The sequence below is a fragment of the Streptomyces hundungensis genome, assembly GCF_003627815.1.
Lineage (GTDB): Bacteria > Actinomycetota > Actinomycetes > Streptomycetales > Streptomycetaceae > Streptomyces > Streptomyces hundungensis_A.
Genome location: NZ_CP032698.1, coordinates 795524 through 818822, shown reverse-complemented (window position 1 = coordinate 818822; position 23299 = coordinate 795524). Strand labels below are relative to the sequence as shown.

Sequence of the window (23299 nt, the reverse complement as noted above, 5' to 3'; positions counted from 1 at the left end):
TCCATTCCAGGCAGGAACCACGGCGCCATCCACTCCCAGATCCGGTAGGTGGCCTGGCGATATCTTTGAGGTCTTGTCCAACAAGTGGACGGGGTCGATGGGATGGGGGCGCGTCGTGGAAGCGCGACACCTGCGGTACGCGGTCGCTCTCGCCGAGCACCACCACTTCGGTCGGGCGGCCGGCGAACTGGGCATCGCGCAGCCGCCGTTGTCCAAGCAGATCGCCGACCTGGAGCGCGAGGTCGGGGCCCGGCTCTTCGACCGCACGCGTCAGGGGGTCTTCCCGACCGCCGCGGGTGAGGCGTTCCTCGCGCGGGCACGCCGGGCGCTCGACGAGATCGCGGCCGCCACGGTCGACGCCGGCCGCGCAGCGCGCGGCGAGACGGGACGTCTGCGCCTCGGCTTCATCGCCTCGGCACTGCTCGACCCGCTGCCGGGTGTACTGAACCGCTTCCGCCGCGAACGGCCCGACGTGAGGCTGGAGTTGCACGAGATGGCGACCAGCCGCAGCGGCTCGGCCCTTGTCGGCGGGGAGCTGGACGTGGCCCTCACCCTCGGCCCGCCACGGGGCGCCGGAGCCGAGCATCTCGTGTCGGTCCCGATCGGACGCGACCACGTGATCGCCGTGGTGAGTACGGCGCACCCATACGCGGGTCAACAGACGGTAACTGCCGATCAGTTGCGACAGCAGACGCTGATCGTGTCGGCCGGCGAGGACGAGCCGGCCGTGGCCGCCGGGCTGCGGACCCTGCTGGGCGCGGACTCGCCGGCTCTCGGCGGCGCGACCGTCGCGAGGGATGTGCACACGATCATCGGCCTCGCCGCCTCGGGCGTCGGCGTCGGCCTCGGGCCTTCCCGTATGAGGGCGGTTCCGCGTCCGGGAGTGCGGTTCTGTGACGTCACCCCGCGCACGCCCCTGCCCGATCTCGTCCTGTCCTTCGCGGGCCGCGATCGCTCCCCGGTGCTGCGCGCCTTCCTCGACACCGTCCGGGAGAACTGCCCGGACGTCGGCGCCGCCCTCAACGACCGGCTACGGCACCACACTTGAGCGGTCACCGAAGGGTTGCCGACCACGGGTCGGTGCATGGGGCCGGTGCACGGGGCGAGCGCCGCCGGCCGAGGGTCGACGTAACGGGGCAAGGGGCTGGGCGCGGACCTGACGGGGCATCCGCGCGTCCCGGTCTCCGTGTGCTGCGGCCCGATCGCCGGTACGGATGCGGGCCTGGCAGCACGCCGTGCGGTCGGGTCAGTTGGTCGGGTGCCAGTCGCGGGCGAGGATCGCGTAGATGACCTCGTCGGTCCATTCGCCCTTGACGAACTCGTTCTCCACCAGGTGCGCCTCGCGCCGCATGCCCAGCTTTTCCAGGACGCGTGCCGAGGCGGCGTTGCGGCCGTCGAGGCGGCCGACGATCCGGTGCAAATCGAGTTTCTCGAAGCCCAGTTGGAGGAGCGGCCGCGTCGCCTCGGCGGCGTAGCCCCGGCCCCGGTGGTCGGGGTGCAGGACGTAGCCGATCTCGCCCTGGCGGTGGGTCCGGCTCGTCCAGTGCAGGTTGACGTCTCCGATGAGGGCGCCGGTGTCGCGCAGGGCGACCGCGAGGAGCAGGGTGTCGCCCTCGTCCTCCAGCTTGGTGAAGGTGATCCGTTCGAGGAGCTTGGCCCGCACCTCGTCGCGGGTGCGCGGCGCGGAGTACAGATAGCGGTTGACGTCCTCGCGGCGCTGGATGTCGTACAGCGCGTCGAGGTCGTCCTCGACGAAGGGGCGCAGCACGAGGCGTTCGGTGGTGATCGGATGGCCCAGGCTGATCATTCGGCTACTCCATGACCGTTGCGGTGATCGAGGCGGGTTCCTCGGGGGCCGGGGTGAACGAGCGGCCGCCGACGGCGGTGGTGGCGGTGGCCAGCGCCCCGAAGCCCACGACGAAGGTGAACGCGAGTCGGCTGCCCCCCATGTCGGCGAGCGTACCCGCGATCGCGTTTCCGGCGGACATGCCAAGCGTGAGCGCGCTCCCGACCACGGCGAAGCCCTCGGCGAGGGCCTGGCGGGGCACGATCGAGCCGACCACCGAGCTGCCGGTGATGAGGACCGGTGAGATGCCCACGCCCGACAGGATGACGAACCCGTACATGGCCGCCATCGAATCGACGAAGACCAGCGGCGCCATGGTCAGGCACAACAGCACATTGGTGGCCAGGAGTTGACGCACTACCGGGATCTTCCAGTTCACCAGGCCGAAGGCGAATCCGGCGACCATGCTGCCCACGATCATGAGCGCGAGCAGCAGGCCGGCCATCCCCGATTCGCCGTGCTTGTCGGCGAAGTTGAGGACGGCCACATCGGCCGTGCCGAGCAGGGTTCCGGTGGCGAGGTAGCCGAGCGTCAGAAGCGGCATCCCGCGCATCCGGATCACACCGATCCGCGGCCGGTCCGCGTCCGGATGGATCGTCGGCTCGGAGCGCCGCAGCGTCGCCATGACCAGGGAGCCGCCCACGGTGAGAGTGATCGCGCCGATCAGGCCGGCGCTGGGGAAGAGGTCGACGGCCAGCCAGACCACCAGGAGCGGGCCGACGATGTACACGACGTCGTCGAGGACCGCTTCCAGGGCGTACGCCGTCTGCATGCGCTTGCCGTCGTCGAGTACGGCGTTCCACCGCGCGCGCACGAGCGATCCCAGGGGCAGGGCGGAGGCTCCCGCCAGGATCGCGACGGGGAAGAACGTCCAGGAGGGCATTGCCGACTCCGCCACCAGGACGAGGCCGAGGATCCCGCAGGTGTGGATGAGCGTCGACCACAGGATGACCGGTCGCTGGCCGCGCCGGTCGGCGAGGCGCGCGAGGAACGGCGCGGTGAAGGCGTTGGAGAGGCCGAACGCCCCGGCGACCGCGCCGCCCAGCGTGTAGGAACCGGTGAGCGCCTCGACCATCAGCAGACAGCCGAGCGTCCGCATGGACATGGGTATCCGGCCGATGAAACCGGCGGCCACGAAGGCCGCGGCACCCGGCACTTTCACCAGGTCGCGGTAGGAACGCATGAGCAGAATCTCCTTATCGAGCCCGGCAGCAGCCGTTGTGCGCCCACTCCGGCTCGTGCCAGTAGTGGTCGTCGCGGGGGAGGGCGGTCGGGGCGTCGGCATGGACCCGAGTGCCGGGCCGGGCCATCCCGTCGGCCTTCAACTGCCGGAAGGGGGAGAGGAGTTCGGGCACGGTCCGCACCTGGCCGCCCACCAGTACGGTCCGCACGGCGGCCGCCGCCCGGATGTCGTGCAGCGGATCGCCCTCGACGAGGACGAGGTCGGCGAGCTTTCCGACGGCGATGGACCCGACCTTGTCGTCGATCCCGAGACACCTGGCCGCGTTGCCGGTCGCCGTGGTCAGCGCCTCGCGGGGGGTGAAGCCGTACTTCACCATGGCCCGCAGGTTCTGGTGGAGACTGATGCCGACGTCGTCCAGCGCGGCGTCGGTCCCGGCGACCACGAGACCCCCGGCCCGGTGCACCCGCAGCAGCATCTCCGCGTCGCCCATGGTCCACGCGTGGTTCACGTCGGACCCGGGGCCGCCGTCGGCATCCGCGGCCTTTTGCAGGAGCCGCTGGTACTCCCAGTCGGGATAGAGCACCTTGGTGCGGTCGTCGTCGATCAGCGAGCGGTCGCCCACGAACAACTCACTGGCGAAGATGGTCGTCGTCGAGATCCACATGCCACTCGCGGCGAGGATCGCGACGGAGTCCGACGCGGTGCGCCCGCCGGCGTAGCTCAACGTCCGCGAATAGCCCAGGCGGTTGCCGCCGCCGGTGTGCTCCATGCCGTCAAGTCCCGTGTGGGCGGCGGGATACAGATAGTGGGACGTCACCGGGATGCCCCGCTCGTGCGCCCAGGACACCACGCGCTTCTCGAACGACACCGGCAGCCGCATATAGGACTTCACGAGGTCGTAGTCGAGTCCGCGCGCCCGCTCCAGCTCCCGTTCCAGCTGCTCGGGCGTGAACACCGGGCGCATGAAGTTGTAGTACGCGCGCGTGCCGTCGAGCGCCTCCCCGGTGCCCAGGTAGCGCGGGCCGACACGGGAGCCGCTCGCCAGGGCCTCCCGCGTCTCGACCATCTGGTAGGCGGGGTCGCCGGGGGAGCGGCTGGTGGTGATGCCGTACGACAGCCAGAGCCGACCGGCGCGGTCGCCCCACTGGCGGCCGCGGATGTGCCAGTGGTTGTGGGTGTCGATCAGGCCCGGCATGACGGTGAGCCCGGACGCGTCGACCACCCGGCCACCGCGCCCGGCGCCGCGCGGCAGGAGCGCAGCGATCTTCCCGTCCTCGATGACGAGGTCCACGTCGCGGCGCAGCTCCGCGCTGGTTCCGTCCCAGATCGCGCCGGCGCGCACCACGACCCGCTCGGGCCGGTCGGCGGCCCGCCAGGACAGGTGGACCGGGATGGTGCGGGGGCGGCCGCCGTCGACGGAGACCGTGCGCAGGGCGCCGTTGGAGAGGTAGAGGACGGTCCGGCCGTCCGCGCTCACCGAGATCGAGTCGGTGACCTCGTCGGTGAGTCTGCTCGGCGCGCCGGTGATGTGGCCGCTCGCGTCGACCGGCACCCGCCACGCCAGGCTCTCCATCGCGAAGACGAAGTACTTTCCGTCGCCCGTCCACACGGGCCCGTCGTCACCCCGGGTGGCTATGGACCGGTCGGTGGCCACGGCCTCGTACCGGATCTGGTTGCCGTGCAGGTCGACGGTGAGGATCTGGTTGTGACCCGCGCGGGAGCGCTGGGAGTACGGTCGGATCGCGGCGAGCGAGAGGCGGGCGGAGTCGGGGGACCAACTCGGCCTGCCCGGCTGGTACATGGCGGGCAGGACCTTGGTGGCGGCCTTGGCCGCGAGGTCGAAGACCCAGGTCGCCCCGCTCTCGTCCTGGTACGCGATCTTCGCGCCGTCCGGGGACCAGCGGGGGGTGAGCTGGGCGTTGGGCAGATCGGTGAGCCGCTCGGAGCGGCCGGTGGCGAGGTCGTGGCGCCAGAGGTTGGCGGTGCCCGCACGGTCGCTGACGTAGACGAGCGAGCGCCCGTCGGGCGACCAGTCGGGGTCCGTGTTGAAGTAGCCGTCCGACACGATCCTTTGGGGCCGGCCTCCGATCCGCAGCAGCCACAGGGCGTTGAGCGCGCGGAAGGCGATCCGGGAGCCGTCCGGCGAGAGGACGGGCCCCGCTATCCCCTTGAGGTCGAAGGGGCCGGTGGCGGCCAGGTCCCTGACCTTGCGACGGTAGTCCCGGCGCGCCAGCGGCACGACCGCGGTGAACGCGATGTCTCGTACGGCGCCCGGGAGTTCACGGCGGCGGATCCTCCCGTCGGAGGTGTAGAGGAGTTCCTTGGCGGACACCCAGCCCGGCGCGAACGGCGACACGTCCTCGTCCCCGCTCACCACCGTGTCCCCGATGACGAGTTCGCCGCGGGGGCCGCTCACCCGCGTGTAGCCGAGCGTCCTGCCGTCCCGGGCGAGCTGCGGTCCGTAGAACGTCGCGTCGCCCTCGGCGGTGACCAGCTGTTCACGGCGGCCCGAGGCCACGTCGACGGCCTCGATGACGGAGAAGTCGACGACGTAGACCACGCGGGAGCCGTCGGGCGACCAGGACGGCATGGTGTACGCGTGGCCCTCGTCCACGAGCGCGCGGATCGTGCCGGTGGCCCACTCCAGGAGGCAGATCCGGCTGCGCCCACCCTGGTCCGACGCGTACACGACGTACCTGCCGTCGGGTGAGAACCGGGGCTCCAGGTCGTAGCCGGGTCCGCTGGTCAGCCGGCGCAGGCCCGAGCCGTCCGCGTCGATCCGCCACAGGTTGTAGACGCCGTCGCGGAACGACTGGAAGACCAGGCTCTTACCGTCGGGCGACCAGTCGGGCTGGGTGGCGTCCTGTACGTCGTCGGTGAGCCGGCGCGCCTGCCCGCCACCGGCGGGCACCAGCCAGATCGAGTTGAGCGCGTCCATGGCCAGGGTGCGGCCGTCGGGCGACATCACCGCACGGAGGTTGGAGCCCTCGTGCACCGCCACCGACCGCGCGGTCCCGTCCGTGTCCTGGGCGGCCACCGCCCGGCCCCCGGGGCCCACCAGCGAGGGGGCGAGCCAGAGGGCTTCGGCCGCCACCGCGAGTCCGCCGCTGTAGCGCAGCACCTCGCGGCGTCGGATCTGGTTCGGTTCACTATCGCTTGCGGACACTAAGACCTCGATCTTCGCTGGCGGCAACGGGCAGGAACGCGGAGCATCGACGAGCAGAAGCGGAAGTGCGGGAACAGCGACGGTCCGCGGGGCGACTTCCGCCGCCCCGCGGACCGTGGTGGATCACGCCTCGGCGCGACTGGCCTCGTAGTAGTCCTGGAGCATCTTGACCAGACTCGGGTGGATCCTGGACGCGGCGAGCAGCTCGGGCGGCGGCGTGAACTGCGGGTCGAAGTCCTCCGCCCACTCCTGGTACGACGGGCGCATGTTGTACTCGACGATGACCGGCCAGTCGACGGTGACCTGCCAGTTGTACTCCCAACCGGTGGCCAGCATGTGGGTCACCGCCTGATTCACGGCCTCATCGCGGCTCATCGGCTGGATCGGCGCCCGCACCGGCCGGAAACGGTCGATGTCCAGCTCCGGCTTCTCGCCGAGGATCCGGGCGGCCATCTCCTTGGCGAGCAGCGGGGACAGGTGCAGACCGTCCCGGTAGGTGCCGGTCATCATCCACAGACCGGCCAGCCCCTCCGTCTCGCCGAGCAGCGGGAAGGCGTCCAGGGAGACCGGCCGGTTGCCGACCTGCAACTTGGCGAGGCCACCGTTCCACAGTCCGGTACGGACCTGGCGGTGCGCACAGTCGAGGAGGAACTGGACGTCCCGCAGGACCGGGGTGTCCATCGGCTCCGGCGAGATGATGTTGGTGGCGCCGACGTACACCTGTCCGTCGCCGCGCGGCACGATGTGCAGACCGCAGGCGAACGCCCGGTTCGGGGTGCGGATGACGCTGCGGGGCACGGTGTTGTCGTCGGTCTGGATGATTGCGGACACGCCGTAGCCGCTGATCAGTCGGGGCACCCTACGGGCGATGTCGGGCACCGTGTCGAGGAGGTCCTGGCACCGGACGCCCGCCGCGAGCACGACGTCCTTCGCGCGGAGGGTGTCCCCGGATTCCAGGACCACCCCTTCGATCGTGCCGTTGCCGTATTCGAGCCGCACGGCGTGCTCGGCGATGAGCACCCCGCCGGTGCTCAGATAGGCCGCCTGGAGCTGGTCGAGCAGCCGGTGCGAGTCCACCGCGTGCTCGCCGGGGATGAAGAACGCCTTCAGCGAACGCTGGCTCGCGTGGGCCTCCATCCACTCGATGTCGGCCGGGTCGAGGTCCTCGTAGGGCTCGTCGTATCGGTCCAACTCGGTGCGGATCGCCTCGTAGTTGCCCTCGTCGATGCCGGGGTGGCCCACCGTGTTCAGATGGACGATCGTCCCGTCGGCGGTCTGGACGTTGGCCTGGCCGGTCTCCTCGGCGAGCTGCTGCGACCACTCGGGCCACATCTTGCGGGACTGGATGTCCATCTCCAGCTTGTACCGGCCGTGTTCGCTGGCCACCAGCGTGGTGGTGACCTCACCGAAGCAGCCGTTCATCGCGCCGGCCGCGGTCGACGCCGCCCACGGGCGGTGCGGCTGCCCGAGCAGGGCGACCCGTATCTTGCGGCGGGCCAGCGTGAGCGCCAGCGAGAGGCCGAGCGCCCCGTTGCCGACGACGATGACGTCGTAGGACTGCTTGTCTTCCTGAGTGATCGTCACGGTAGTGCTGTCTCCTCATGGATGGGAAAGCAAGGTGCGGCTGCCAGAACAAGTGCGTGGGGCAAGCGATGTGATGATGAGTCAGCTGCTTATGTGGTCCAGCGCCAGGGCCTTGGCGGCGGTCTCCAGGTGCTCGCGCTCGTGCAGGGCGGACAGGGCGAGGCGGACGAGTCCGGTGCCCTTGGCCACCGTCGGGAAGAACGCGGGCAGCACCAGCACGCCGGCCGCCCGCAGCCTTCTGGCGGCCGCGAACCCCTCCTCCTCGGTGGGGTAGTGCGCGCCCCGAACCGGCGAACGCAACCCGGCGTTGACCAACTGCCCGCCGGTGAGCGCGTCGAGTTCGTCGGCGTTGCGCCAGAGCCGCTGTTGCAGCGCGGCCACCTCGCCGTTGAGGTGCAGGTGGGCGGCGGCGACATCGGCGGCCAGCATCGGCAGCATGATCGAATGGCCGAACACCAGGGGGTTGGCGAACTTCCGCAGCACACGTACGTCGGCGTCGGCGGGGACCAGGGCGAAGCCGCCCGCCCCGCCGAACCCCTTGGAGAGCGAACCCGCGATCACCACGTTCGGCGGGAGCCGGTCGCCGAACTCCTCGAAGGCGTAACCGCCGCCCAGGGGGCCCGCGATGGAGATGCCGTGCGCGTCGTCGACGTACAGATGGCCGCCGTACGGTTCCAGGGCCGCGCGCAGACCCACCACATCGATCAGACCACCCATCGAGCCGACGCCGTCGACCAGCACGATCGGTGTGCGCCCGGCCGCACCGCAGTCCCCGAGGACGCGGCCGAGCGCCTCCTGATCGGCGAGGTCGAAGCGGTGCAGCGGGCCGATCTGCTCCAGGATGCCCCGGATGACCTGCATGGAGGCGTGGGCCGTGCGGTCCACGATGAACGTCACGCCGCGGGGTGAGACCGGATAGCTGGGCAGCGCACCGGATCCGAGGAGCGGCAGCAGCCCCAGATGGACATTGCCGACGGAGGTGAAGGCGACGGCCTTGTTGCCGTGGTACACGGTCGAGAGCAGTTCCTCCAGCTCGCCGAGGTAGACCGGGCGCATCCGGTTACGGGACGACGACAGGTGCGCGCCGTAGCGCCGCAACCCCTCGGTTGCGGCGTCGACCAGGGCGGGGTGCTCCTCCAGACCGAGGTAGGAGCAGGACACGAACTCCACCGACTCCGAGCCGTCCTCCAGGCGGACACGCTTGCCCTTGCGCTCGGTGACGACGTGTCCGGTCAGGCCCTCGTTGAAGGCGCGGTCCATCGAGTCGGAGGTCTTGCTGATCCGGGACTCGACCCAGTTCGCTGGGTTCGACTCCTTCTCTGCCAGGGGCATCGTGCCCCTCCCGTCTCCCGTGGGATCGTGCGAGGTGGGCGAAGTCGCGGTGGAGCGTGGGGTGTTCATTTCCTCGAAGGCGTGGGCGCAGACGGCGGCGTAGTGCTCGCCGTGGGAGCCGAGGAACCCCCGGCATTCGTCGAGCAGCGTGGCGAAGTCGGCCACGCCTCCGATGTGGTCGGCGAGCCGCCGCAGCCCCTGGGCCAGCGCCTCGCGGGCGGCCGGCGCCTGCGGGTTGGCGGCCTGTACGTCCCAGTACACCTCCGGGGAACCGGCGGTGATGCGGGCCAGCAGGGCGAGCAGCATCGTGGCCGGCGGCGGTGCGATTGCCCGCAACTCCACGATGTTCACGTCGAGTTGAGTTACGGCGAGACCGAAGCTGAGGACGGCCGCGTGGGTGAGTGCCTGTGATGCGGCGGCGAGGCGGTCGTGGTCGTGTTCGTCGACCCGGACCACTCGGCCGCCCCAGTCCTCGATGAGTCGCAGCAACTCCGCACCGCGCGGCCCCCCGTGGACGACGACGGTGGCGACCGGCCGGCCCTCGATGCCGAGCGAGGGCGCGAACATCGGGTTGAGACCGACCGCTTCGAGCCCGTCGGCCGACTCGCGCACCAGCTTGATGAACGGCGTCTTGACCGACAGGGTGTCCACGAGCAGCGTGCCGGGCCGCAGCATCCCGGTCAACGACTTGATCGCCGACAGGGCGACCTGTTCGGGAACGGCCAATACCACCGTGTCCGCGCCGCCCAGTTCCCGAGCCAACTCCGTGTCGATGTCGGTGAGATCGCCGCGTTGGATCCGGGGGAGCGCGGGGTCGTCCTGGAGGCCGGGCGCGCGGTCGACGACCAGGACATCGGCGCCGGAGCGCGAGAGCAGCCGGGCGAACAAGGTGCCCACGGCCCCCGCCCCGACGACGACAACGCGACCCAGCACATCGGCGGTCATCGACTCAACTCCGCGCGCTCGACGATCACTTGAGAGGCCGGCTCGGTGGCGGTCTTGGCGCTGGCGGCCACCGCCGCGAGCATGGCCCGCGACTTGACGACCGTCTCCGTGTACTCCTCCTCCGGGTCGGACAGGGCGACAATGGCGCCCCCCACCCCGAAGCTGGTCCGTCCGCTCGCCGACACCAGCGTGCGGATGACGATGCTCAGATCGGCCGCCCCGCTGAGCGAGAACCAGCCGAGCGCCCCCGAATAGACACCGCGCGGCCCGTCCTCCAGCCGGTCGATGATCTCCATGGTGCGCAGCTTGGGCGCTCCCGTCATCGAACCGCCAGGAAACGCCGCCCGCACGCACGACACCGCGGACTCCGACGGGCGCAGCCGGCCCCGGATCGTCGACACCAACTGGTGCACCGGCGCGTACGTCTCCACGTCGAACAGCACGGGCACGTGCACGCTGCCGACATCGCACACCACGTTGAGGTCGTTGCGGACCAGGTCCACGATCATCAGGTTCTCGGCCCGGTCCTTCTCGTGGCCGAACAGGTCGGCGCGCAGCGCCTCGTCCTCGCTCGGGGTCGCACCGCGTGGCCGCGTCCCCTTGATCGGCTTGGACTCGGCGATCCGGTCGGCGCCGATCGACAGGAACCGTTCCGGTGAGGCGCTCAACACCGCGAGGTCCTCGAAGTCGAGCAGCGCCCCGTACGGCACCGGGCTGATCCGGCGCAGCTGGGTGTAGGTGCGCAGCGGGTCGACCACTTCGGCCGCCCCGACCATGTTGGTCAGGCAGATCTCGTACGACTCCCCGTCGCGGATCTCGTCCAGGCAGTGCGCGATGCGCTTGAGGTACGCCTCCTTGTCGTGGCGCGGGCGGGGCTGATGATGGTCGGGTCCGGCGGTGAGCACCGCGGGCGGCACCTCCCGGGACGCGTCCGGGGACGGGATCGCACGCAGCCGTTCCGCGGTGTCCGCCAGCCAGGACTCGGCCTGCGCCGGGCCGGTGCCCGCTCCCTCGCCGTCGCTGAGGGCGAGCAGATAGGTGGTGCGCTCCAGGTGGTCGAGGACCACCAGCCGGTCGACGAACACCATCGCCGCGTCGGGTGTCGGGGAGCGGTGGGCCGCGCGGCCGCCGGTCTCCGCCTTCAACTCGTACCCCAGATAGCCGACATAGCCGAGGTTGAAGTCGAACGGGAGCCCCTCGGGCGTGGGCACCGCACGGCGGCGCAACCGCTCGTCGAGGTAGTCGAAGAAGTGCTGCCGGATCCGCCGCGTCCGGCCGTCGGCGCGCCGCACGCTGACCGTGTGGTCCGCGACCTCGTGGGTGATGTACTCGGCCAGCGGTCCGTCGGCGGCCCCGAGGAACGAGAACCGGGAAAGGCCGTCGATCACGGAACTGCTGTCGAGCCAGAAACTGAGCCCGGAGTCCGCGAACAGGTCCCGGTAGACCGCGTCGGCGCCGGGCAGGTGGGGCACCTCGCGGACGTGCACCCGAAGAGCGCTGTCACCGGACCGAGCCGGCGTACGCGTCGACGGTGCCGCGGCGCGCGCGACGCGGGGTGCCACCGTCGTCGGCTTGCGGACCCAACCGCGCGCCATATCACGGAAGTTGGCAAGCAGTTCCCTGCCGTACTCGCTGCCGATGGACTCCGGGTGGAACTGCACCCCCCAGATGGGCTCCGTACGGTGCCGCAGTGCCATGACGACGCCGTCCGGGGTCCAGGCGATGGTTTCGAGCTCCTCGGGCACCTCGGTCACCGCGAGCGAGTGGTAGCGCACCACCGAGAACGGCGAGGGCAGGCCCTTGAGGATGTCGACATCGCTGTGGAGGACCGGCGAGACCCTGCCGTGCATCGGCTGCGGCGCGTGCGCCACGGCGCCGCCGAACAGATGGCTGATGCCCTGGTGGCCGAGGCAGACGCCAAGGGTGGGCAGACCGCCGGAGCGAATCGCCGCCGCGCTCACACCGAAGTCCCGTTCGCGATCCGGCCGGCCGGGGCCCGGGGAGACGACCAGAGCGTCGAATGCGGCGAAGTCGAGGTCGTGGACGTTCACGTCATTGCGGACGACCGTCGGCGGCCGGCCGTTCACCTCGCCGAGGTATTGGTAGAGGTTGTAGGTGAAGGAATCGTAGTTGTCTATCAGGAGTGTGCGCATCCCAGCATTCCCCCGTAGTCAAGCTCATTCTGGAGTGCCGCCCACGACTGCCTTCGGGAAGGTGGCGGCGGGCCCCGCTATCACCAGGTCCTCCACCCGGCAGGTCTCATCGACGATCACGTCGTAGAGGCGGCGAAGGAAATCGCGGTCGACACCGTGGGCCGCGCCGTATTCCGCCGCCCTCTGCTGAACGATGCCGATGCGATGGGGTTGCATCATGGGGACGTCGTTCTCACGCTTGTAATCCGCTATGCGCACACAGCATTCGATGCGCTGCCTGATGATGTCAAGGAGCTTCTCATCGATGCGGTCGAGTTCTCCGCGTAGGACTTCGAGTGGGTCCGAATTACCGACGGGCATGTCACATCCTCTGGTAGAGAACCGGCACTTTGTTCCGTTCGGTCTGCGCGAACTTCTCCAGGCCCGTCCGCTCCACCGTGAATTCGACACACCTCGGACCGGTGATGACCTGGTGGATGTGATGGGCCGCGTGCAGTGCTTCGGCGACGGCCGCCGTGGTGATTCCGGCCGGCGTCCTGGGCGAGAGCAGCAACTTCACTCGGTAGTGGGGGAACTCCCAGAGCACCTGGAATTGGCAGTCGGCCGGGTCCACGACACCCAACACGGCCAATCGCTCCATGAGGTGGTCGGACGAGACCTTCCAGGTGTCCACGATCAGCGTCTGGCCGGTGCGGCCCAGCAACGTCAGCCGCGGTGTCGGGCTGCCGCACGCGCACCCCGGCGGGTCCAGTCGGCCGCGGTCCCCGATCCAATAGCGGAACAGGGCCATCCCGGTGGTGGTGAGGGGAGTGACGAGCACGGCCCCGGGACGGCCCGCGGGCACGGGCTCACCTGTGCTTTCGTCGACGATCTCCACCACCACGGCGTCCTCGTGCACATGGTGCTCCGTCGCGGAGACGTGCGCGCACTGGTATCCGATCGGACCGGTCTCGGTCGTCGAGTACGCGAAGGAACGGACCGTCAGTTCCGGTGCCGCGGCGGCGATCGCGTCCCTGCGCACCTGCCCGACCGGTTCTCCCATGTAGAGGATCCGCCTCAGGTGCGGCACCGTCCGCGCGGTCTCGGTCGTGACGAGTTCCGCGCCGTGTGAAGGCGAGGCGACGATCGTGTCGATTCCGTGCTCGCTCACCAGTTCGGCTATATGGGCCATGGCGGGTTTGCTGCCGAGCGGGAAGGCGAGGGCGGGGATCAGTTGGAGCACGTCCTGCACGAAGGTGAAGGCGCCACCCAGTTCCGCCGGGTGCATGCAGTTCGCCACCCGGCGGGGCAGGGGGGACGCGGCGTCACGGAGGCCCCGGGCGCCGAGCCGGTTCACCTGGCGGGTGAACTGCCAGGAGTGGTAGAGGACTTTGTCGAGTCCCGAAGTCCCGCTGGAGCGGATCACCAGGCCCGTTTCCCCGCCGTCGATGAGGAATTCGTCCGACCCCGGTGGACAGCCCTCGGCGAGCTCCTGCGGCGTCAGCATCGGTAACCGGGCCAGTTCGGACGGGTGGGTCACGTGGGCAAGGGTCGGCCAACGCCGGTGCACCGAGGGGCTGTTGAGGGCCGCCGCAACCATGGCCCGCACATTGTCGTCCCGCAGTCGTTCCAGATCCGGTCGGCTGAGCGTGCTGAGGCGATCGGCGAGCCTTATCGCGTCATCGCCGGCGACGTCGTTCGGGCGTGTGTGTGTCTCGGTTGCCATGATGAGCGGGCCGATAACCCTTCTGGTAAGTGCACGACGGCGTCGCATCGCGCACATTCGGGCCTGCGGCCCAGTGCGCGCTGCCTTGAGATCGACATCTGTTTTGACGCTGAGATCGATATGTCAACGTGGTGCCCAGTGCGGTGCCGCGGTCAAAGACCCGGCTATTCGACGCGATTGTCCACGGATGCCATGCGAAGATCGGCACGGCCAAACGGATGGTGATACTCCACAACCGTCAAAATCCCCGCTGTTGCCGCAGCATTGCATGGCGCTCGGCTGTTGACAAGGGGTCTCCGGTTCGACCGAAATGCGTTGTCGGCATTCCGGTTCGGTGGCACTTCGCAGGGATTCGCGGGGTCGCCGACAAGCCAAGTGGCTTATTCGCCATGATCGCTGTGGCTGGTTGTCGCCGTGTACGTTCCGTATCGCGGAGCGGGCTGGTTATCCTGGCCGCTATCTGACGCAGCGCGTTTCGGGGGACCCTCGGGAAGGGGTGGCGCTTCGCTTCACGTGGCTCCGTGGCCACGTCTCCGTGATCGACTTTCCAAGAGAGCCGCTGTCGGCCGAGTGCCGACGGTGCTGCTGACACGCGGATTTCCAGTGCAATGCCGGCCCGGTGCCGGAAACGGGAGGCGCGCGTTCTTCTGGCGCGCCCCGAACAAAGGTGTCGCGCGATGTGGGCGCGACGCCCCGGTGTGCTGCTTATGGACGCTAATCGACGAATTAGGTGCCTATGAAAAGTACCGTGCGTTCCAACGACGTGTTCGGCCTGGCGGGACCGCCGCCGAAGGACCCGGCGCCGGGGGCCGTGTCGCTCCCCGCGGAACTGCGACGACGACTGCGCGAGGCCCTGGACCGCCCCGCCGCCCACCAACCGGACTGGGCCGATCCGGCGCAAGTGTCGCAGGTGAGGACGGTATTGGAGAGCGCGCTCCCCATCGCCGTACCCGCCGAAGTGGACCGACTGCGCGAGCGCTTGGCCGAAGTGGCGCACGGCAGGGCGTTCTTGTTGCAGGCCGGCGACTGCGCGGAGACCTTCGCGGGGAACACCGAGACCCCTCTGCGCTCGACCATCCGGACCATCTTGCAGATGGCGGTGGTGCTGACCTATGGAGCGAGCCTGCCCGTCGTGAAGGTGGGGCGGATCGCCGGACAGTACGCCAAGCCCCGCTCCTCGGCGACCGACGCGCGGGGCCTGCCGTCCTACCTGGGCGACATGGTCAACTCCGCCGAGCCCACCCCGGCGGCCCGCACTCCCGATCCGTCACGCATGATCCGGGCCCACGCCAACGCCGGGGCGACGATGAACCTGGTGCGGTCCCTGAACACCGCGGGCCTGGCCGACCTGCGTCAACTCCACGACTGGAACAAGGACTTCGTGCGCGACTCACCGTCCGGGCGCAGGTACGAGGCGGTGGCCGCCGAGATCGACCGGGGGCTGCGCTTCATGTCCGCCTGCCGCGCCGACGACGCCCAGGTGCGGGGCACGGAGATCTTCGCCAGCCACGAGGCACTCGTCCTGGACTACGAACGGTCGATGCTCCGCCTGGACACCAGCAGAGGGCCGCGACTCTACGACGTATCAGCGCACTTCCTCTGGATCGGGGAGCGCACCCGGCAGTTGAGCGGGGCCCACGTCGCACTGGCCGAGCTGGTGGCGAACCCCATCGGGGTGAAACTCGGCCCGAACGTCACCCCCGAACAGGCGGCCGAGTACGTGGAACGCCTGGATCCGCACGGGGTGCCGGGCCGGCTGACGCTGATCACCCGGATGGGCAGCGAACGGGTCCGTGACGTGCTGCCCACGGTGGTGGAGAAGGTGACCGCGACCGGCCACCACGTGATCTGGCAGTGCGACCCGATGCACGGCAACACCCATACCTCGGCCAGCGGCTACAAGACCCGCCATTTCGACCGGATCGTGGACGAGGTGCGCGGCTTCTTCGACGTCCACCGGCACCTGGGCACCCACCCCGGCGGCATCCACGTCGAACTGACCGGCCAGGACGTCACGGAGTGCCTCGGCGGCGGCCAGAAGATCGCCGACACCGATCTCGCCGGACGCTACGAGACCGCCTGCGACCCCCGGCTCAACGCGCAGCAATCCCTCGAACTGGCCTTCCTGGTAGCCGAGATGTTCCGCCCGGGGAAGGAGGCCGCGCCCAGTCGTTGAGGGCGTACGCGTCATGCCTTGTCCAGGATCTGACGCACCGCGTCCCGCACGGCGGCCCAGGCGGAGGAGCCAGGCCTGACGACGTCGACGTGGCTCGCGCCCGGCACCTCGACGAGGGTGCCTCCGGCCGCGGCCCGGTAGCTGCGGGAAACGGACACCGGCACCATCTCGTCCAGCTCGCCGTGGACGAGGAACACCGGGATCCCCAACTCCCCGAAGCGGGCCGGGTCGGTGGCCGCGTACCGGTCGGGCACATCGTCCGGGCCGCCCCCGAGGACATGTGCCACCGCACCATTGTCCAGGTTCAACCGATGTGATTCGGCCATGTCCGCCAGGGCGGCCAGCGCGACGACTCCGGCCACCTTGGCAGGATGCGCACGCCATCCGGGCGTCCCGGGCGCGAGCCGGTGGCGGAGCGCGGCCCACAGCCCGAGCTGTCCACCGGCCGAATGCCCGACGTACACCACCGCGTCGAGATCGACCCGGCCCGGATACCCGCGCTCGATGAGGGCGGGCAGCGCGTCGAGGGCCTGGGCGACATCGGTGAACGTCGTGGGCCAGCCGCCGCCCGCGCCGGTCCGCCGGTACTCCACGTTGGCCACGGCGATCCCGTCCGCCGTGAGCGAGTCGGTCGCCTTCGCGAGGTAGTGACGGTCGTTCTGCGCGCGCCAGAAGCCGCCGTGCAGCAGCACCACCAGGGGCACGGGTCCGACCGCGGGGGCCGGGACGACGAGGTCGACGACCTGATCGGGCTCGGGCCCGTATCTCACCGTGGAGCGGTCGTTCACCGTGACGCACCTCGCGGATGGGATGGGCAACGTGAGGCCGCCCAGGATCCCGCCCCGGCGCGCGGACATCAATACCTCGTGCGTAGGGGTGCGTTGAATTCGGCCAGGGCGAGGGCGAAGGCGAGGGACAAGGGCAGGGGAGGGGGCAGGAGGGGCTCGGGGCTATGGAACAAAGCCGTTCAGCGTCTCTTCACCCGGACTGAGGGGTGACGCCGCCAAGGGTCTTCATGTGCGTGCCAGCGTGCGTCGGACCGCGGCTGCCGAAGGGTGGCCCGTACCGATCCGGAGGGCCTTTGTGAAGCGCACCGCACCGTTGTCCGCCGCCGTGGCCGTCTCGCTCGCCGCGAGCCTGCTGTTCACCTCGGGCACCGCCTCCGCGTCGCAGGGGCACGACGGGTCACGCACCGATCGTGATCTGTACGGAACCAAGGCCCCGTACATACCGCAGGGGAGTCCGGGCGACTACCAGCGGGCCCCGAAGGGTTACGTGCCGGTCTTCACCGAGAATGTGGCCCGTCACGGCTCCCGCGCCATGACGGACAGCGCCGACGGCGACGCCGTGCTCGCCCTGGTGCGCACGGCACAGGATCAGGGGCGGCTCACCAATCTCAGCGCACGCCTGGGACCCCAGGTCCAGTCACTGCTGGACGCGGCCTCCGCGCTCGGTTATGGCGGGCTGTCCGCCCGCGGTGCCCAGGAGCACCGGCAGACCGCGCTGCGCATGGAGCAGCGGTTGCCGTCCCTGTTCGCGCGCATCGCGGCCCGGCACGAGCCCGTAGTGGTGGAGACGTCCGGGGTGCCGCGCGCCGTGGCGAGCGCCGACGCGTTCACGGCCGCGCTGGTCGCCGGCGATCCCGCACTGGCGGACCTGGTCGAGCCACCGGTCACCGACAAGAACCTGCTGTACTTCCACAAGCAGCCGCAGAACGCCGACTACCAGGCGTATGTGAAGAGCGATCCACAGCTGGCCGAGGTCCTCGCCCGGATCGACGGTGACCCCCGCACCGCCGAGGCGGCCCACCGGGTCGTCGCGCGCCTCTTCCGGGCGGACTTCACCGCGGCGCTCTCCACGGAGCAGCAGATCTCCTTCGCCCGTTCGCTGTACCAGCTCTACAGCGCGGCGCCGGACCTCAGCGTGGAGGCGCCGACCGTCGATCTCACCCCCTTCCTGGACCGCCGCGACGCGCGCTGGTTCGCCTACCTCGACGACGCCGAGGAGTTCTACCAGAAGGGGCCCGCCTTCAGCGGGCGCACCATCACGTACAAGATGGCCGACGTCCTCCTCGACGACCTCCTGGCCCAGGCCGAGGCCAAGGCGGCCGGGACCCGTGACAACGGCGCGGTCCTGCGGTTCACGCACGCCGAGGAGATCGAGCCGCTGGCCGCGCTGATGGGACTGCCCGCGAGCACCGCGCCCGCCGAACCCGACCGGCCGTACACCTACGGGAACAACCCGTGGCGCGGAGCCGAGGTGTCACCGATGGCCGCGAACATCCAGTGGGACCTCTTCGCGAACACGCCCGCCAAGGACCGTCCAGCCACCTACCTGGTGCGCATGCTCTACAACGAGAAGGAGACGGCCTTCAAGTGGTCCTGCAAGCCCGTCGCCAAGCACAGCTACTTCTACGAACTCGACGAGCTCAAGCGCTGCCTCACCCGCAGCTGACCCGCCGCCGCCACTCGGCCGGGTCCGGCTTCAGACCTCGATATCGGGTGGTGGGGTGCGGGGGTTTCCTTCGATTTTGGGGGTGGTGTGTGGTCCGGGCCACGCGTCTCGAAGGGTACGTACGGTGACATTCGGTTAGTTTCGGGCATTTGGGCGGTGAGGCGGCCCACAGGACCCACGTCACATACGGCCGGGGTTAGTGGGTTGAGGTGCCGCGAGACCGTGTGCCGACAGGGCTGTCACCTGGGGGTTTGGTGCAGGTGGTGGGTGGGTCGGAGGTCCTTGGGTGTGGGGTGGGGTAGTAGGTGGGGGGCATTGCCAGGGTGCTGGTGGGTGGGTAGAACTGGATGAGTCGCCGGGCGGCACGGGGTGGTTTCACCCGCCGCAGACGAACCCCCTTGCTTGTGTGAGTGGCTTCCGCATGTCCCTGGCATGCCGCGACCGTCCTTGTTCCCTTTGGAAGGCTTCTCTGTGTCCAACGCTGTCATCCGCCGTATCGCCGCTTCGAAGAAGACTCTCGCGGGTACCGTCGTCGCCGTGGGTGTCGCCGGTTCTCTGTTCGCCACGGTTCCCGCTCAGGCGGCTCCGGTGAACGCGAAGGCGATCGCCCAGCAGATGATCAAGGACCCGGCTCAGTTCGCGGCGTTCAGCAAGATCGTGTCGCAGGAGAGTGGCTGGGACCACACCGCCACGAACTCCTCCTCGGGTGCGTATGGTCTGGTCCAGGCGCTGCCGGCGTCGAAGATGGCCTCTGCCGGTGCGGACTGGAAGACCAACCCCGCGACCCAGATCAAGTGGGGCCTGGACTACATGAACTCCCGCTACGGCAGCCCCGTCGGCGCCTGGAACTTCTGGCAGAACCACCACTGGTACTGAGCCACACCCAGTCGTACCGGGCCGCACTGAGGCACCCGTAAGACACCCAGACACACCACAACGCTCGGCCGGGACCCCCGGCCGAGCGTTGTGGTGTGTCTGGGTCGAGCCGTGACCTCAGTTGGTGGTGTGGGTGGGGTAGACCTGGACGTCGGTGTAAGCGCCCTTTATCTGACCGTCGCCCGCGGGCCACTTCAGGGTCACGCTGTGGGTCTCGTTGGGGGGCGTCACCAGGATGTTGGTGGGGTGGGTGAGGCTCTTGCCGGTCCGGTCGAGGGTGTAGGCGAGGTCGAAGACGGCGGCGTCGCCGGGCTTCAGGGTGGTGATGCGCGGCTGGGCGGGACCGCGTTCGATGGGGTTCGAGGTGTGGTCGGCGTCCTTGATGTCGACGCCCGCGAAGCCGGTGGCCGAGCAGGTGGTGGAACCCCGGTTGATCATGGTGATGTCGACCCTGCCGGAGTCCTTGTCGGTCGCGGCGTTCCGGGCGTCGATCGCCAGGTCCGCCGTCTTGCAGAACGGGGTCTTGCCGTCGCTCTTGCCCTGGCCGTTGGCGGAGCCCGCCGGGGCTTTGGTGTTTTTACCGGTGCCCGAGTTCCCGCTCCCGGCGTCCGAGCCGCCCGCGCCTGAGCCGTCCTCCGGCTTCGAGCCGCCGTTCGAGGACGAAGAAGACGGGTGCGAGGAGGCCGTGGCGGGCGCGCCCTGTGCGGAGTCGTCGCCACCGCAGGCGGTGAGCGAGAGGGCGGGGGCCATGCCGATGGTGGCGAGAGCGGCGATGCGGGTGTGCTTCACGGTGGTCCCCCAGAAGGAGTGCGGTGCGGGCGTCGAAGATATTTGTATCTCGCACCGAGTTACAGATGGTCACCCGTGATGTCTCTGTTCTGCCACAGGCGGGTTGACCACACGCACGCGTCAACACCCGCATGGCGACAGGCGGTTGGCCTGGATGCGGCCGCCGTCGGGTCCACGCGCCGCGAGGTGAACGACCGGGCGTGCCATCGGAGTTCGGCGCGGGCGGGACATCAACGCCGGCCGAATCCGAGGGGCTCGCAAGGCAGGGCTCGCGGGGCTCGCAGGGCTCCCGGGGTCGGCCCGAGTCGCCGCCCATGCGGGTCGGCTCAGGCTTCGGCTTGGAGGCGCAGGCCCGTCAGGGTCAGGTCCAGCGCGGCGCGGAACTGGTCGATGTCGTCGTGCCCGTCGAACTCGTCGATGATCTCGTGCACGAAGGGGAAGTCCGCGGAGTCGAGCTCCCGCCAGGCCGCGGCGTAGCGGCCGAGGAACTCCTCGCGGTTCACGGCGCCGTCGAGGATCTCCTGGGGCGGCTCCTGGCCCAGGTCGACGGCTGAGCCGACGACCACCCCCACCACCGCGGACACCGCGTGGAACCGCTGGCGCGCAGTGAGATCCAGGCGAAGGGTCTGCTCCCCGAGCCTCTCGTACACGCGCAGGGCATTGCCCTGGACATCGGTGTTGCGCATGAAGTAGGCGCCCAGCCACGGTCGTTTCACGATCGTGTCGAACAGGGTCAGCGCCATCGCGCGGAGGTCGTCGATCGGGTCGTCGCTGTGCGGCAGCGCCTCGATGTCGGCGAGTGCCGCGGCCATGACGTGGTCGGTGGCGCGGTCGAGCAGTTCGTCCTTGCTCGCCACGTACCAGTAGATGCTGGCGACGCCGCCCCCGAGACGCTGCGCGAGTGCCCGGAACGTCAGCGCGGGCGCCCCGGCCTCATCGAGCAGGGCCACCGCTTCGGCGAGCACGGACTCCATCGAATGTGAGGCCCGTCGGCGCCCACCCCGGGAGCGTTCCTGCTGGCCGGCCATCGCTTCTCCCTCGCCCTTTGCGTCGTATCGAACCTTGTTCTATCGTATCGCATCGTACGCCGTTCGATAGCCGAACGGCGTTCGATCGAGAGGACTCGTCATGACCACAGCCCCGCCTCCACCTGCCTCACGGGCCTACCCCTCCCTGCGCGCGGCGTGGATCCCCCTGGCCGCCCTCTGTCTGGCCTTCTTCGTCGAGATGGTCGACAACACGTTGCTGTCGATCGCGTTGCCCACCATCGGCCGCGACCTCGGCAGCGGAACGACCGCGCTGCAATGGGTCACCGGCGCGTACTCGCTGACCTTCGGCGGCCTGCTGCTCACCGCGGGATCGATGGCCGACCGGTTCGGGCGCCGTCGCGTGCTGCTGATCGGGCTCGCCGTGTTCGGCTCGCTTAGCCTGTGCGTCGTCCTGGTCTCCACGGCCGGCGAGCTCATCGCCCTGCGGGCCGCGCTCGGCATAGCCGCCGCCGCGATGGCCCCGATCACGAACTCGCTGGTCTTCCGGCTGTTCGACGACAAGGCCCTGCGCATGCGCGCCATGACGGTGATGATCATCGTCGGGATGTCCGGATTCGTCCTCGGTCCGCTGCTCGGCGGCACCGCACTGGCCCACGCGCGGTGGGAGTGGCTGCTCGTCGTCAACGCCCCGATCGCGCTGCTCGCGTGCATCGGTGTCCGGTTCGGCGTCCCGGCCGACCGCCCGCAAGACCTCACCAAGGACGCGCTCGACCTGCCGGGTGCCGTCCTGAGCGTCGCGGCCATCGGGCTCGCCTGCTACTCCTTGACCAGCGGCGTCGAGCACGGCTGGCTGTCCGCGATCACCCTCGCGTCGATCATTGGCGCGGTCGCCGCCGCGATCGCGTTCGTACGGCATGAACGCCGCAGCGCCGCGCCCATGCTGGACCTGAAGGTGTTCGCCAACGGCACCGTCCGCGGCGCCGTCATCGCGCAGATCGGGACGTCCATCGCGATGGCCAGCGTCATGTTCGGGCTGATCCTGCACTTCCAGTACGCCTATGGGTGGAGCCCCGTACGGGCCGGACTGGCGAACCTGCCGATCATCGTGACCATGTTGACCGCGACCCCACTGTCCGAGTGGCTCGCGCGCCGGTTCGGCCACCGCATCGCCTGCCTCGTGGGTGCGGCGTGCCTGGCCGGGGCGCTGGCCGGTCTCTCCTGGGGCGTCGACCACGGGTATGCCGCCATCGCGGTCTGCATGGTCCTCATGACCGTGGGGCTGCGCACCGTCATGACGATCTGCGCCGTCGCGCTCGTCGACGCGATGCCGAGCAACCGCACCTCGCTCGGCGCCGCCCTCAACGACACCGCGCAGGAGGTCGGGTCCAGCGTAGGCACCGCCGTGGTGGGCACGCTCATCGCCGCCCTGGTCACCACCCAGCTGCCTGCCGGGACGTGGAGCAGCGGCCTTGTCACGTCGTTCTTCCACGGCGAACGGATCACTTACGCCCTGCTCGCCGTCGTCGTCGGGGTGATCTCGGCCGGCGGCGCGCTGAGCCTCACCCACTCCCACACCGTCGACGAGCCCGCCGCCGAGGAGCCTGCCGCCGCGGAGGTCGCCTGACCGGTGGTGGGCGGAAGGTGTCCTCGGCCCGGGCGAGCAGTCGTGCGCCCTCCTCGGTCAGGGCCAACAGATGGGACCTGCGGTCCGCGGGATCGGCCTGCCGGACCACCCACCCCCGCTTCTCCAGGCGGTCGACGCCCTTGCTGGTCGCGCCCACGCCGATGGCGAACTCCGTTGCCAGGTCCGCGACCCGGGAGTCGGGGTGCTCCCGAAGGAAGCGCAGGAACTCGTACTGCGACATGACGATCCCGTGCCGCTCGCGCAGCGGGACGTGCAGCGCGTTGTACAGCCGAGTCTCCGGACAAGGGGGCCGCGCGCCCGCCGTGGACTACCGCCTCGCCCCCGAACACCCCTTCCCGGCCGGCCTGCTCGGGGTCCTGGCCCGCGAGGTACAGGGCGCCGGTGCCGCTCAGGCGCTCGCCCGCGCGGCCTTCTTCCTCAGCCAGCACCTCTCCGCCGCCTGACCCCACATCGGGC

Annotated in this window: 18 protein-coding genes; 6 read left to right on the top strand and 12 right to left on the bottom strand. The window is 69.9% G+C overall.

From position 1 onward, the window contains the following. The first annotated feature begins 115 nt into the window (after positions 1-115). The gene (locus tag DWB77_RS03715) at positions 116-1048 is read left to right on the top strand and encodes a LysR family transcriptional regulator (RefSeq protein WP_120727318.1); all 933 of its coding nucleotides are present in this window, start codon (positions 116-118) and stop codon (positions 1046-1048) included. A gap of 198 nt (positions 1049-1246) precedes the next feature. Here DWB77_RS03715 and DWB77_RS03710 read toward each other — a convergent pair whose 3' ends face one another. From DWB77_RS03710 to DWB77_RS03670, 8 genes are all read right to left on the bottom strand, one after another. Then, on the bottom strand, positions 1247-1807 hold the full coding sequence (locus DWB77_RS03710) for a GNAT family N-acetyltransferase (RefSeq protein ID WP_120719857.1): 561 nt from the start codon (positions 1805-1807) through the stop codon (positions 1247-1249). Between the two features lie 4 nt (positions 1808-1811). Further along, positions 1812-3029 (bottom strand): MFS transporter, encoded by a 1218-nt coding sequence (locus DWB77_RS03705; protein WP_162952402.1) that lies wholly within the window; start codon positions 3027-3029, stop codon positions 1812-1814. A 13-nt stretch (positions 3030-3042) separates the two neighbouring features. Then, positions 3043-6195, bottom strand: coding sequence for an amidohydrolase family protein (locus DWB77_RS03700; RefSeq protein ID WP_120719855.1), 3153 nt, complete (start codon positions 6193-6195; stop codon positions 3043-3045). A gap of 123 nt (positions 6196-6318) precedes the next feature. Then, positions 6319-7779 carry an NAD(P)/FAD-dependent oxidoreductase gene (locus DWB77_RS03695; RefSeq protein ID WP_246033393.1) on the bottom strand — a complete coding sequence of 487 codons (1461 nt, stop codon included), beginning with the start codon at positions 7777-7779 and terminating at the stop codon, positions 6319-6321. An 81-nt stretch (positions 7780-7860) separates the two neighbouring features. Next, positions 7861-10056, bottom strand: a complete 2196-nt coding sequence (locus tag DWB77_RS38380) for an aminotransferase class I/II-fold pyridoxal phosphate-dependent enzyme (protein ID WP_216826823.1) — start codon at positions 10054-10056, stop codon at positions 7861-7863. Further along, positions 10053-12209, bottom strand: coding sequence for an aminodeoxychorismate synthase component I (gene pabB, locus DWB77_RS03680; RefSeq protein WP_120719853.1), 2157 nt, complete (start codon positions 12207-12209; stop codon positions 10053-10055). The genes DWB77_RS38380 and pabB overlap by 4 nt, the downstream gene beginning before the upstream one ends. A gap of 24 nt (positions 12210-12233) precedes the next feature. Next, positions 12234-12569, bottom strand: coding sequence for a chorismate mutase family protein (locus DWB77_RS03675; protein WP_120719852.1), 336 nt, complete (start codon positions 12567-12569; stop codon positions 12234-12236). 1 nt (position 12570) lies between these two features. Next, a complete protein-coding gene (locus DWB77_RS03670; protein ID WP_162952401.1) occupies positions 12571-13914 on the bottom strand; it encodes a phenylacetate--CoA ligase family protein in 1344 nt (447 codons plus the stop codon). A gap of 829 nt (positions 13915-14743) precedes the next feature. On the opposite strand from DWB77_RS03670, the gene DWB77_RS03665 reads away from it, so the two are divergent. Next, positions 14744-16090 (top strand): class II 3-deoxy-7-phosphoheptulonate synthase, encoded by a 1347-nt coding sequence (locus tag DWB77_RS03665; protein WP_246033811.1) that lies wholly within the window; start codon positions 14744-14746, stop codon positions 16088-16090. 11 nt (positions 16091-16101) lie between these two features. Here DWB77_RS03665 and DWB77_RS03660 read toward each other — a convergent pair whose 3' ends face one another. Then, entirely contained in the window at positions 16102-16878 is a 777-nt protein-coding gene (locus DWB77_RS03660; RefSeq protein ID WP_216826822.1) for an alpha/beta hydrolase family protein, read from the bottom strand. A 295-nt stretch (positions 16879-17173) separates the two neighbouring features. Here DWB77_RS03660 and DWB77_RS03655 point away from each other — a divergent pair, with 295 nt between their 5' ends. Continuing rightward, positions 17174-18544 carry a histidine-type phosphatase gene (locus DWB77_RS03655; RefSeq protein ID WP_120719848.1) on the top strand — a complete coding sequence of 457 codons (1371 nt, stop codon included), beginning with the start codon at positions 17174-17176 and terminating at the stop codon, positions 18542-18544. 432 nt (positions 18545-18976) lie between these two features. Next, positions 18977-19420 carry a transglycosylase SLT domain-containing protein gene (locus DWB77_RS03650; protein ID WP_120719847.1) on the top strand — a complete coding sequence of 148 codons (444 nt, stop codon included), beginning with the start codon at positions 18977-18979 and terminating at the stop codon, positions 19418-19420. A gap of 117 nt (positions 19421-19537) precedes the next feature. On the opposite strand, the gene DWB77_RS03645 is transcribed toward DWB77_RS03650, so the two are convergent. Together DWB77_RS03645 and DWB77_RS03640 are read right to left on the bottom strand one after the other, a co-directional pair. After that, on the bottom strand, positions 19538-20209 hold the full coding sequence (locus DWB77_RS03645; protein ID WP_120719846.1) for a DUF4232 domain-containing protein: 672 nt from the start codon (positions 20207-20209) through the stop codon (positions 19538-19540). Between the two features lie 326 nt (positions 20210-20535). Next, complete coding sequence (locus DWB77_RS03640) at positions 20536-21183, bottom strand: TetR/AcrR family transcriptional regulator (protein ID WP_120727314.1); 648 nt, start codon at positions 21181-21183, stop codon at positions 20536-20538. A gap of 154 nt (positions 21184-21337) precedes the next feature. Here DWB77_RS03640 and DWB77_RS03635 point away from each other — a divergent pair, with 154 nt between their 5' ends. Continuing rightward, positions 21338-22822: an MFS transporter gene (locus tag DWB77_RS03635; RefSeq protein WP_120719845.1), complete on the top strand. Its 1485-nt coding sequence runs from the start codon at positions 21338-21340 to the stop codon at positions 22820-22822. Here the strand turns inward: DWB77_RS03635 and DWB77_RS03630 are convergent. After that, entirely contained in the window at positions 22758-23063 is a 306-nt protein-coding gene (locus tag DWB77_RS03630; RefSeq protein WP_120719844.1) for a MarR family transcriptional regulator, read from the bottom strand. The two genes, DWB77_RS03635 and DWB77_RS03630, sit on opposite strands and share 65 nt — an antisense overlap. Between DWB77_RS03630 and DWB77_RS37585 the strand changes: the two genes are divergently transcribed. Beyond that, a complete protein-coding gene (locus tag DWB77_RS37585) occupies positions 23062-23286 on the top strand; it encodes an alpha/beta hydrolase fold domain-containing protein (RefSeq protein WP_162952400.1) in 225 nt (74 codons plus the stop codon). The two genes, DWB77_RS03630 and DWB77_RS37585, sit on opposite strands and share 2 nt — an antisense overlap. The last annotated feature ends 13 nt before the right edge of the window (positions 23287-23299 follow it).

Coding starts and splice junctions, on each gene's coding strand:
- DWB77_RS03710 (WP_120719857.1), bottom strand. CDS start 1,807: ATGATCAGCCTGGGCCATCCGATCACCACCGAACGCCTCGTGCTGCGC.
- DWB77_RS03635 (WP_120719845.1), top strand. CDS start 21,338: ATGACCACAGCCCCGCCTCCACCTGCCTCACGGGCCTACCCCTCCCTG.
- DWB77_RS03705 (WP_162952402.1), bottom strand. CDS start 3,029: ATGCGTTCCTACCGCGACCTGGTGAAAGTGCCGGGTGCCGCGGCCTTC.
- pabB (WP_120719853.1), bottom strand. CDS start 12,209: ATGCGCACACTCCTGATAGACAACTACGATTCCTTCACCTACAACCTC.
- DWB77_RS37585 (WP_162952400.1), top strand. CDS start 23,062: ATGACGATCCCGTGCCGCTCGCGCAGCGGGACGTGCAGCGCGTTGTAC.
- DWB77_RS03670 (WP_162952401.1), bottom strand. CDS start 13,914: ATGGCAACCGAGACACACACACGCCCGAACGACGTCGCCGGCGATGAC.
- DWB77_RS03630 (WP_120719844.1), bottom strand. CDS start 23,063: ATGTCGCAGTACGAGTTCCTGCGCTTCCTTCGGGAGCACCCCGACTCC.
- DWB77_RS38380 (WP_216826823.1), bottom strand. CDS start 10,056: ATGACCGCCGATGTGCTGGGTCGCGTTGTCGTCGTCGGGGCGGGGGCC.
- DWB77_RS03640 (WP_120727314.1), bottom strand. CDS start 21,183: ATGGAGTCCGTGCTCGCCGAAGCGGTGGCCCTGCTCGATGAGGCCGGG.
- DWB77_RS03650 (WP_120719847.1), top strand. CDS start 18,977: ATGCCGCGACCGTCCTTGTTCCCTTTGGAAGGCTTCTCTGTGTCCAAC.
- DWB77_RS03675 (WP_120719852.1), bottom strand. CDS start 12,569: ATGCCCGTCGGTAATTCGGACCCACTCGAAGTCCTACGCGGAGAACTC.